This window comes from Pseudogulbenkiania subflava DSM 22618 (genome assembly GCF_900177275.1).
GTDB classification, from domain to species: domain Bacteria; phylum Pseudomonadota; class Gammaproteobacteria; order Burkholderiales; family Chromobacteriaceae; genus Pseudogulbenkiania; species Pseudogulbenkiania subflava.
In genome coordinates this window covers 45,138-54,934 of record NZ_FXAG01000013.1, presented here as the reverse complement: position 1 = coordinate 54,934, position 9,797 = coordinate 45,138, and the positions used below count along the sequence as shown (strand labels likewise).

At 63.7% G+C, this 9,797-nt stretch carries 12 protein-coding genes and 3 tRNA genes; 12 read left to right on the top strand and 3 right to left on the bottom strand.

Translation table 11 applies throughout. The annotated features are described in order from the left end of the window. The 11 genes from B9N72_RS12550 to B9N72_RS12500 all read left to right on the top strand — a co-directional run bounded on the left by B9N72_RS12550 (window position 1) and on the right by B9N72_RS12500 (window position 6,180). Window positions 1–76: transfer RNA gene (locus B9N72_RS12550), tRNA-Gly, on the top strand. Window positions 77–118: 42 nt separating this feature from the next. Beyond that, window positions 119–192 (top strand) — tRNA-Cys (locus B9N72_RS12545). A gap of 228 nt (window positions 193–420) precedes the next feature. Further along, window positions 421–505: transfer RNA gene (locus B9N72_RS12540), tRNA-Leu, on the top strand. Window positions 506–803: 298 nt separating this feature from the next. Continuing rightward, window positions 804–1,208, top strand: coding sequence for a ProQ/FINO family protein (locus B9N72_RS12535; RefSeq protein ID WP_085276730.1), 405 nt, complete (start codon window positions 804–806; stop codon window positions 1,206–1,208). Window positions 1,209–1,352: 144 nt separating this feature from the next. Continuing rightward, entirely contained in the window at window positions 1,353–2,483 is a 1,131-nt protein-coding gene (locus B9N72_RS12530) for a glycerate kinase (protein WP_085276729.1), read from the top strand. Further along, a complete protein-coding gene (locus tag B9N72_RS12525; protein WP_085276728.1) occupies window positions 2,480–3,022 on the top strand; it encodes an O-acetyl-ADP-ribose deacetylase in 543 nt (180 codons plus the stop codon). The genes B9N72_RS12530 and B9N72_RS12525 overlap by 4 nt, the downstream gene beginning before the upstream one ends. A gap of 162 nt (window positions 3,023–3,184) precedes the next feature. Continuing rightward, window positions 3,185–4,117 carry a cysteine synthase A gene (cysK, locus tag B9N72_RS12520; protein WP_085276727.1) on the top strand — a complete coding sequence of 311 codons (933 nt, stop codon included), beginning with the start codon at window positions 3,185–3,187 and terminating at the stop codon, window positions 4,115–4,117. Window positions 4,118–4,180: 63 nt separating this feature from the next. Continuing rightward, the gene (locus B9N72_RS12515; RefSeq protein ID WP_085276726.1) at window positions 4,181–4,639 is read left to right on the top strand and encodes a hypothetical protein; all 459 of its coding nucleotides are present in this window, start codon (window positions 4,181–4,183) and stop codon (window positions 4,637–4,639) included. Window positions 4,640–4,807: 168 nt separating this feature from the next. Continuing rightward, window positions 4,808–5,221, top strand: coding sequence for a YchJ family protein (locus tag B9N72_RS12510; protein WP_085276725.1), 414 nt, complete (start codon window positions 4,808–4,810; stop codon window positions 5,219–5,221). A 128-nt stretch (window positions 5,222–5,349) separates the two neighbouring features. Beyond that, window positions 5,350–5,679, top strand: coding sequence for a hypothetical protein (locus B9N72_RS12505; RefSeq protein WP_085276724.1), 330 nt, complete (start codon window positions 5,350–5,352; stop codon window positions 5,677–5,679). 189 nt (window positions 5,680–5,868) lie between these two features. After that, on the top strand, window positions 5,869–6,180 hold the full coding sequence (locus B9N72_RS12500; RefSeq protein ID WP_234985974.1) for a hypothetical protein: 312 nt from the start codon (window positions 5,869–5,871) through the stop codon (window positions 6,178–6,180). A 106-nt stretch (window positions 6,181–6,286) separates the two neighbouring features. Here B9N72_RS12500 and B9N72_RS12495 read toward each other — a convergent pair whose 3' ends face one another. Further along, on the bottom strand, window positions 6,287–6,769 hold the full coding sequence (locus tag B9N72_RS12495; protein WP_085276722.1) for a glutathione peroxidase: 483 nt from the start codon (window positions 6,767–6,769) through the stop codon (window positions 6,287–6,289). Window positions 6,770–7,111: 342 nt separating this feature from the next. Then, window positions 7,112–7,681: a dCTP deaminase gene (gene dcd, locus B9N72_RS12490; RefSeq protein WP_085276721.1), complete on the bottom strand. Its 570-nt coding sequence runs from the start codon at window positions 7,679–7,681 to the stop codon at window positions 7,112–7,114. A gap of 217 nt (window positions 7,682–7,898) precedes the next feature. Here dcd and bfr point away from each other — a divergent pair, with 217 nt between their 5' ends. After that, window positions 7,899–8,366, top strand: a complete 468-nt coding sequence (gene bfr, locus B9N72_RS12485; RefSeq protein WP_085276720.1) for a bacterioferritin — start codon at window positions 7,899–7,901, stop codon at window positions 8,364–8,366. Window positions 8,367–8,706: 340 nt separating this feature from the next. Here the strand turns inward: bfr and B9N72_RS12480 are convergent, their stop codons facing one another. Further along, entirely contained in the window at window positions 8,707–9,705 is a 999-nt protein-coding gene (locus tag B9N72_RS12480) for a recombination-associated protein RdgC (protein WP_085276719.1), read from the bottom strand. Between the last annotated feature and the right edge of the window lie 92 nt (window positions 9,706–9,797).

The window sequence follows — 9,797 nt, the reverse complement described above, 5'->3', positions numbered from 1 at the left end:
GCGGGAATAGCTCAGTTGGTAGAGCGCAACCTTGCCAAGGTTGAGGTCGCGAGTTCGAGCCTCGTTTCCCGCTCCAGTTTTGATCGATTCGCCGTTGCGGGTCGATGCGCCAGTCAATGGCGGGGTGGCAGAGTGGTTATGCAGCGGCCTGCAAAGCCGTGGACGCCGGTTCGATTCCGACCCCCGCCTCCAGATAAAAAGCCCTGATTCGTCAGGGCTTTTTTCTTTTTCCCGGCATACGCTCATGGCGCGCGTGCCGTGGACCTGCCCATCGAGATGGGGGTGTCTCCGAACGAGGGAGATGCAAACGGAAAGCGCGATTGCCGGCCCTGGCCGGGACGTCTGGACTGACCCAAGTGCCCGGCAGGGCCTGAGTCTGATTGCCTGTGGGGGCGCTCTGGGCTAGAATCTCGCCTCCATGCCCGGGTGGTGAAATTGGTAGACACAAGGGACTTAAAATCCCTCGCCGCAAGGTGTACCGGTTCGACCCCGGTCCCGGGCACCATACTGAACTGAGTGACAGACGAGACCGTAGCGCCAGCTGCGGCTTTTTTGTATCCGGGGTGCCGTGGCGAGACTGTCTTGCCGTGGGCGCCTGCAACGTGATGTTTTCCTGCCCACGAAGATGGGCGCCGGGCGAGCTGGGGTTTCACTTTTGCCGGAGTTCTGGCATAAGATACGCCTTCTGTGGGCGTTACCGGTCCTGTAGCCGGCGGTAGCGTTTGGAAAATGAGGCGTGCACCAGCAAGCCTCGGTCGGGTGGAGGATGTTCCGCCGGCCATCAACCGACTAGATTGAAGTTCATGAAGCCAAATACCGAAACGGCACTGGGTGCTGCTCTCAAGAACGCTGTGCAGAGTCTGAGCAAGAAAAAGCAGACCGAAATGATCGCCGAGCATGTGTACAGCAAGTTCGAAGTGTTCCGCCAGTTCCGTCCTCTGGCCATCGGCATCCACGAAAGCCTGATCGCCGCCTTGCCGCAGTTCGATGCCGTGCTGATCGCCCGCGTGGTCGCCAATCATTGCCGCAAACCGCGCTACGTCAAGGCGCTGGCACGCGGCGGCAAGCGCTTCGACCTCGCCTGCAAGCCGGCCGGCGAAGTGACGGCGGAAGAAAAGCAGGCCGCCGAGGGCCAGATGGCCGCCAAGGTGGCTGCCGTCGCGGCTCCGGCCGAAAATGCCGCCGCCACGGAGCAGCCGGCCGAATAAGCCAGACGCTGCAGCGCCGGCAAAAAACCCTCCTTGTGCCCTGGTGGCCGGAGGGTTTTTTCATGTCCGGGTCTACACTGAAAACCGGTGCAGGCCGCAACCGCGGTAGGATTCTCTCTCACGATCGTTCCAGAGGATAAACGCATGCGTTGGCTCATCGCCCCTGATTCCTTCAAAGGTTCACTCGCCGCCCGTGAGGTGGCCGAAGCCATGGCGCGCGGCATCCGGCGCGCGGAACCGTCCGCCGACTGCCGCTTGTGCCCGATGGCGGACGGCGGCGAGGGGACGCTCGACGCCCTCCACGCCACGCTCGGCGGTGAATGGCACCGCACCAGCGTGCATGATGCCGAGGGGCGTCCGTGCGAGGCGGAGTGGCTGCTGCTGCCGCACGGCGTGGCGGTGGTCGAAGTGGCGCGCGTGGTCGGCCTGCCCGACGTCGGCGCAGCCAGCGTGCTCGAGCGCGACACGCGCGGTGTCGGCGAACTGATTCGCGCCTGCCTCGATGCCGGGGCACGCCATATCGCGGTCGGCCTCGGCGGTTCCAGCACCAACGACGGCGGCGCCGGCTGCCTGGTCGGGTTGGGGGTGCGTCTGCTGGACCGCGAGGGGCAGACCCTGGCGCCGCGCCCCGATCAGCTGGGGCGCGTGGCGGCGCTCGACTTGTCAGGGCTGGACGCACGGCTGGAGGTGACCAAGCTGGAGCTGTGGTCCGACGTCGACAATCCGCTGCTGGGGCCGCGCGGAGCAACCGCGGTGTTTGGTCCGCAGAAGGGCGTCGCCCCCGATGCAGTGGCGCGGCTTGACGCTGCCATCGCCCGCTTTGCCGCCGTCGCCGATCACGCCTTCGGCCAACCTTGTGCCGAGCTGCCGGGCAGTGGCGCCGCGGGCGGACTGGGTTACGCCCTGCACCTGCTGGGCGGCCGCTGCCATTCCGGCGCCACGGCGCTGGCGGAACTTGCCAGCCTGAGCGACGCCATCGCCCAGGCCGACTGGGTGCTCACCGGCGAGGGCTGCAGCGACGGCCAGACCCTGGCGGGCAAGGCGCCGGCCCGGGTGGCCCAACTGGCGCGGGCGGCTGGGGTGCCGGTCAGCCTGCTGTCCGGGGCGGTACTGCCGGATGCCGAAGGACAGCTGGCCGCGCATTTTGACGGATGCTTCTCATTGTGCAGCCGTCCGTTGACGCTGGAGGCGGCGATGCAGCAGGCCGCACCGTTACTGGAGCAGGCGGCAGAGCAACTGGCGCGCGTGCTGCTGGCGGCGAGGAGGGGATCATGAAACGGCAACTGGGCTCGACCGTGCTGGAGGTAGAACAGGGCGACATCACGCAGCTCGACGTCGATGCCATCGTCAATGCCGCCAACAGCAGCCTGCTCGGCGGCGGCGGCGTGGACGGGGCAATCCACCGCGCCGCCGGACCGGAACTGCTGGCCAAGTGCCGCACCCTGGGCGGCTGCCCGACCGGCCAGGCGAGGCTGACACTGGGCTACCGTCTGCCGGCGCGCCACGTCATTCATACCGTCGGGCCGGTCTGGCACGGCGGGGCATCCGGCGAAGCCGAATTGCTCGCCTCGTGCTACCGGGCCAGCCTGCAGCTGGCCGCCGAACACGGCTTGCACAGCGTGGCGTTCCCGGCGATCAGCTGCGGCGTCTACGGCTACCCCGTGCCCGCGGCCCTGGCCATCGCCTGCGAGGCGGTCGCCACCTGGCTGCGGAGCCACGAACATGCCATCACGGAGGTGCGCTTCGTCGCCTATGGCGAGGCGATCCGTCAGCAATGGGAGCAGGCGCTGGCAGCACTGACACTCCCGGGTTGAACCGACCCGCCATCGTCTTGTCTGACTCTCTCGCCGTTGTCGCGCGCGGCGGCGGGCTGCGCGTTCCTACGATATAAACAAACGGTCTTGGTCACGGTCGATACCAACTATATGATGACGGGTGATAACGTGTGGCCAATTTTGGTTAAGGGAGAATAAGCAATGCGCATCGCCAATACCGTGACCGATCTGATCGGCAATACTCCGCTGGTCCGCCTCAACCGCCTCGCCGCCGATTGCGGCGCCACCGTGGTGGCCAAGCTGGAGTTCTACAACCCGGCGCACAGCGTCAAGGACCGTATCGCCGTGGCGATGATCGACGCCGCCGAAAAGGCCGGCAAGATCGGTCCGAACACCATCATCGTCGAACCGACCTCCGGCAACACCGGCATTGGTCTCGCCATGGTGTGCGCGGCGCGCGGCTACAAGCTGCTGATCACCATGCCGGAAACCATGAGCCGCGAGCGGCGCATGCTGCTCAAGGCGTACGGTGCCGAGCTGATCCTGACTCCGGGGCCGGACGGCATGGGCGGTGCCATCGCCAAGGCGCGCGAGCTGGTCGAATCCGATCCGGACACCTACTTCATGCCGCAGCAGTTCGAGAACCCGGCCAACCCGGAAATCCACCGCAACACCACCGCCGAGGAAGTCTGGAACGATACCGACGGCCAGGTCGACATCTTCGTCGCCGGCGTGGGCACCGGCGGCACCATCACCGGTGTCGGTGAAGTGCTCAAGGCGCGGAAGCCTGGCGTGAAGATCGTCGCGGTGGAGCCCGAGGCCTCGCCGGTGCTGTCCGGCGGTGCCAAGGGGCCGCATCCGATCCAGGGCATCGGCGCCGGCTTCGTGCCGTCCATCCTCAACACCACCGTCTACGACGAGGTTGTCCGCGTCAAGAACGACGACGCTTTCACCACCGCCCGCGCGATGGCCAGCCAGGAAGGCCTGCTGGTCGGCATCTCTTCCGGTGCGGCGGTCTGGGCGGCATTGCAACTGGCGCGGCAGCCGGAAAACGCCGGCAAGCTGATCGTGGTGGTGATCCCCTCGTTCGGCGAGCGCTACCTGTCCACCGCGCTGTTCGAAGACCTGGCCTGAGTTTTCTGGCCGGCGCGGGCGGCCCGATGCCGCCCGCGCTCCTGAGAGGCATTAAACGTAACGATGAAGAAGCTTGTCCTTCCCCTCGCGGCCGCCGTGGCGCTGAGCGCCTGCGGTGTGCTCCCGACCCTGCCGGAACCCGGCACCCCGCAGCCACACCGGCGACCGCCGCCGGTAGCCGCTCCCACCAAGGTGGACCTGCTGCTGAAGGAAGCCAACAGGTTGGCCGAAGAAGTCAAAGCCGGGCGCCTCAGCCGCACTGCTGCCGCCGATCAGCTCAATGCCTACCGCTTGCGTGTCGCCGGCCCCAACCTGGTCGACGACAACACCTTCGCCACCTACCGTTACATTGCCGTGGAGCGTGACGCCGGCCGCATGAGCCCGGTAGAGGCGCAGGACAAGATGGAGGTCAAGCTGCGCGAATGGCTGCGCGCCTGGCCCAAGTTGCGCCAGAGGCCTGCCGATCCGGCCTTCACCAACTTCCTGCTCAAGGTCTATCGCTTGCCGCCGCTGGGCTACTGATCCGGCGTCGTCATTGCCGCGAACCCGGGCGGGTAGCGTGGGATTATCGGCTCGGCGCGGGAGTGGATCGCCATGCTGCGGCCCGTGGCGCTCGCGTGCTCATGCTGCCGTCGACGGGCGTGTTCCTGCTTACTCGCATTTTGCTTCTCATCCCTTCTGGAATGAACCATGGCCAAAACGCCATCCACGACAGTGTGCCCCTGCGGCAGCCTCCATCCTTATGCCGACTGTTGCGGCCGTTTCATCGAGCATCCCGAGTGCGCCGCCCCGACCGCGGAAGCGCTGATGCGCTCGCGCTATACCGCTTACACCCTGGGATGCGAAAGCTATCTGTTGGCGACCTGGCAGGACGCCACGCGTCCGGCCGGGCTCGACCTCGCCGACGATGCCGGCAAGGTGAAATGGCTGGGGCTGGAGATCCGCCGCACCGAGCAGGGCGGGGTGAACGATCAGGCCGGCATCGTGGAATTCGTGGCCCGCTACAAGGTAGGCGGGCGAGCCCATCGCCTGCACGAGACCAGCCGTTTCCAGCGCGATGACGGCCGCTGGTTCTATCTCGACGGCGCACTGCACGAGCACTAAATCCATTCTATTGGCATATACTATCGCCCGGAGGGCGCGCCCGTTTTTTTCCTATCCGTCGTGGCGTTTCCCTCCTGCTGTCCTATTGTTAGAAGGGACGTTTTAGTAAAGCGTATGAGAGGGGGAAAATGGGTAACGCCATGCAGCAGTTGTTGTCCGGTTTTTCGCAGTCGACAGGCCAGACCGAGCCGTCCTGCGACCTTTCCAGTTCAGCCATTCGCCTGGTCAAGGCACCCGTGCGCGCCGACCTGAGCCTGCAGCTCGAGGCGATGGCGCATGTGCTGCATACCACTCCGGAATGTCTGGCCGGCGCCATCCTGAATGCCGCCATCGTCGATCTGGAAGATCATCTCGACGAAGCGCTGCTCGGCAAGGTGCAGCAGGAGTGCCAGGTCATTCTGGACGCCAGCCGGCCAGAAAATAACCCCAGCGTCGTTTTCAACAGCGGCGGTACTTGAGCTTTTCTTGTCCGCCCCGCATCGGTACCGGTACCTCACGGACGGCGCTTCCAGCCGTGACGGCTGCCGTGTTGGACGTGAAAAGATCTGAATCAATACAGGACAACAGCGCAGAGCGGCCTGCTTTGTGCGGCCCGGGCATTTGTTCGGCATTGCAAAGCATTTTCTTTCAGTTTAGGAGCGAAGATGATGGCAAAGGCGTTGGATGAACTGGTCACCCGTCTGGAGCACTGCCGCGAGCAGGGGCGTTGTGCCAAGGCCGTACTGGATGTGGTGGCCGCGCGGGACCTGTCGGTTCCGATCGATCACGAAACCTGCGGCGAATTGCGGGCGCTGGCGCAGGTATTCAGCTGCGAGCCCGCTGAACTGGCCAGTGCCATCCTGCGGGCGGCCTGCATCGATTTGCAGGAACATCTGGACGACGACCTCGACAGGCTGGCCGCGGCCGCCGAACAACTGGTCAACGACCCGTGCGTCGGGATCGCCAGCGAGGAACTCTAGCGGTACCCGACCATGTCAGCAGTGAACTGGCCACAAGAAAACCGGCAGGTTGCCGGTTTTTTTTTGTGTCGTTCTTACGGCCTCGCCTTGACCCGCGGCTATCCGGTCAGAGCAAGGCTTCGATCTTGCTGGCCAGCGCTTCCGGCTTGGTCAGCGCCGAGTGGCGCGCCACGATGTGACCCTGGCGGTCGATCAGGAACTTGGTGAAATTCCACTTGATGCGGAGGGTGCCCAGCAGACCCGGCTTGGCCCGCACCAAGTGATGCCATAATGGATGCGCGGTGGTACCGTTGACGTCCACCTTACTCGCCATGGGGAAACTCACGCCATAGTTCTTCTGGCAAAAAGCCCCGATTTCGGCATCGCTGCCAGGCTCCTGCCGACCGAACTGGTTGCAGGGGAAACCGATGACCACCAGCCCGCGATCGCGGTAGCGACGGTACAGCGCCTCCAGGCCGGCGTATTGCGGGGTGTAGCCGCACTGACTGGCAGTATTCACCACCAGGATGACCTTGCCGGCGTAGTCCTGAAGCTTGGCCGGAGAGCCATCCAGCAGGGTGAAGTTGAAGGCGTAGAGTGGGGCGGACATGATCGGGTATCGTGGGGGAGCGGCCTTGCATGGTAGCCAGTAATGGCCCCGCATCCTAGCGTGTGCGGCGGCAAGCCGGCCGTGCGCCTCGGTAACGGTGAACTAGATTTATACCAAATACATGTTTTGACATAAAAAAAGGGACGAGCGGCAAGGGGGAACCGCAACGCCCCAGTAAGAAAGGTTTGCCCACACATTCTTGCGTGTTTGCCTTCGATAAACCATTGAGAACCTAGTGTTTATCGTAGTTCACCTGCCGGAAATTGCGAGTCACTTTTGCACCCCGAAAGCACAAAAAAATCCCGCCGGGCGGGCGGGATGGCTGGGCTGAAAACCGGGTATTCACGGTTTCGGCAGGGTGACCCCACTTTGCCCCATGTACTTGCCGTCGCGGTCGCGGTAGGACACCGCACATTCCTCGTCAGACTCGAAAAACAGCACCTGCGCAACGCCTTCGTTGGCGTAAATCTTCGCCGGCAGCGGAGTCGTGTTGGAAAATTCCAGGGTGACATATCCTTCCCATTCTGGTTCGAACGGCGTCACGTTGACGATGATGCCGCAGCGCGCGTAGGTCGATTTGCCGAGGCACACGGTCAGCACGCTGCGCGGGATGCGGAAGTACTCCACGGTGCGCGCCAGCGCGAACGAGTTGGGCGGAATGATGCAATAGCCATCGCCGGACACCTCGACAAACGACTTCGGGTCGAAATTCTTCGGGTCGACGATGGTGCTGTTGATGTTGGTGAACACCTTGAATTCGTCTGCACAGCGGATATCGTAGCCGTAGCTCGAGGTGCCGTAGGAGATGATCTTCTGGCCGTCGCTGATCTTGATCTGGTTCGGTTCGAACGGATCGATCATGCCGTGCTGCTCAGCCATGCGGCGGATCCACTTGTCGGATTTGATGCTCATTGTCGGAAGGGCGCTCGGGAAGGCGCTGGGGGAGAGTGACGATCGGCAGATTTTACCCTTCCGTTCGCCATCTAGGCCAGTGTACCGACGAGCTAGTCCGGATGGGGCGGTGTTTTGCTGACAATACCCCTCTGTCATCCTACAATCCGCCCTGATTTTATTCACTTTGGCAAGCGCCGGCTCGTTCCCGGCTCTGCCAGTCCGAGGACGTCTACACATGCAAGGTCACCCCAAAATCATCGAGTTGCTGAACGCTCTGCTGGCTGAGGAACTGTCGGCCGCCGACCAGTACTTCATCCACGCCGAAATGTACAAGGATCAGGGGCTGCAGCAGCTGTTCCAACGCATCGACCATGAGCGCGAGGACGAACTGGAGCATGCCCGCACCCTCATCGCCCGCATCCTGTTCCTCGGCGGCGTGCCGAACGTGGCGAAGCGCGTACCCATCGTGGTCGGCCAGGACGTACCGGCCATGCTGCGAAGCGATCTTGAGGTAGAGTACCGAGTGGGCGACTTGCTCAAATCGGTGATCGCGCACTGCGAGAGCGTGCAGGATTTCGTCACGCGCAACGAGCTGATGGTATTGCTGGAGGAGACCGAAAACGATCACGCACACTGGCTGGAACAGCAGCTCAAGCTGATCGAGCTGACCGGCCTGGAAAACTACCAGCAGTCGCGCATGTAAGGCGCCTGCCAAAGTGGACCGAAACAGACGGGGGGCGTGAGGCTCCTCTGTCTGTTTCTGGCCGCACCGGCGCTGGCCCTGAGGGGGATCACGCTCCGAGCGTGGTCAACATGGCAAGGCGTGGCCACGGCGAATGCGCCGACCCGCCCTGGGGCAGGCACAAGCGGGCCGGGCCTTCCTTCATCTCGTCCACGGCGCCGTGCCGATTGCCACTCGCGCCCGCTACGGTGGGCCCTGCGTCACATGGGGGGGGCAATCCCCCCGGTTCGCTGACCTGGATGGCTAACAATAAAAAAAGAGCCGGATTTCCGGCTCTTTTCGGTCGAGGGCCATAACGCTCTCATTCTTCCCACGGCACATCCACCGCTTCCGCGCGGGTTGCCGCGTTCGCATCGGCGGCCGGGGCAGGAGGCGCCGCCGCGGCGGTGCTGGCCTGCTGCGCTTCTTCCAGCCCACCCAGGGCCTCGACCAGCTCGTCCACCAGTTCCCCCAGCTCTTCCACCATCAGGGTGAAGGTGGCCTCGAACAGGCTGTCGCGATCGTCTCCGGCCTGACTCGCTTCTTCCTGCAGAACGTCGAGGAACTGCAGGCGCTTCAGCTGCAGCATGTCGGTCAGCACGAAACGGATGCGTTCGCGCCAGATCAGGCCGACCCGCGTCACCTGCTTGCCGGTGGCGATGTGCTGGCGGATTTCATCGGCGGTCAGGTCCATGCGCGTGCAGCGGATCACCGCGCCGTTCTCGCTGCCGTCCTTCAGTTCGCATTCGGCGTCCAGTTCGAAACCGGCCGGCGCTTCGCCTTCGGCCAACCAAGCCGTCATCGCGGCATGGGGGGCGATCTGGGTACGCGGCAAGGCGGCGGGGAAGGGCGGCAGCGCTTCGCGCAGCTTGCTGACCAGAGCCTCCGACTTGGTGGCGGTGGCGGAATTCACCATCAGCCATTGTCGGCGTCCATCCAGATAGGCGTTGAGACGGTGGCTGCGTACGAAGGCGCGTGGCAGCAGATCGTCGGTCACCTGTTCCTTGAGGGCCTGCTTTTCCTTGCGGCCGACCTTGCGCAGTTCCTTGTCCTCGATCTCCGCTACCTTGGCGTCGACAAACTCGCGGATTACCGATGCCGGAAGAACCTTGTCTTCGCGCTTCAGGGCGACCAGCTGGCAGCCGCGGGCGCTGTACACCGGCGACTCCTGGTGGCCTGCAGCGGTCACCCAGCCCTCGCTGAACCAGTCCAGGCCGCTGCAGTGAAGAAACGGTTTTTTCTCCAGCGCATCAGTCAGTTGCGCCACTTCGGGGATGGCATCCCCGCTCAAACGATAAAAAGATAGTTGCTTAAACCACATATTTGCCCGATAATGCGCGTCCTCTGAGGCCGAACATTGTATCGCAGAAGCGGTGCCGGACGGTGAATAACTTGGAGTCGCAAAAATCGGAA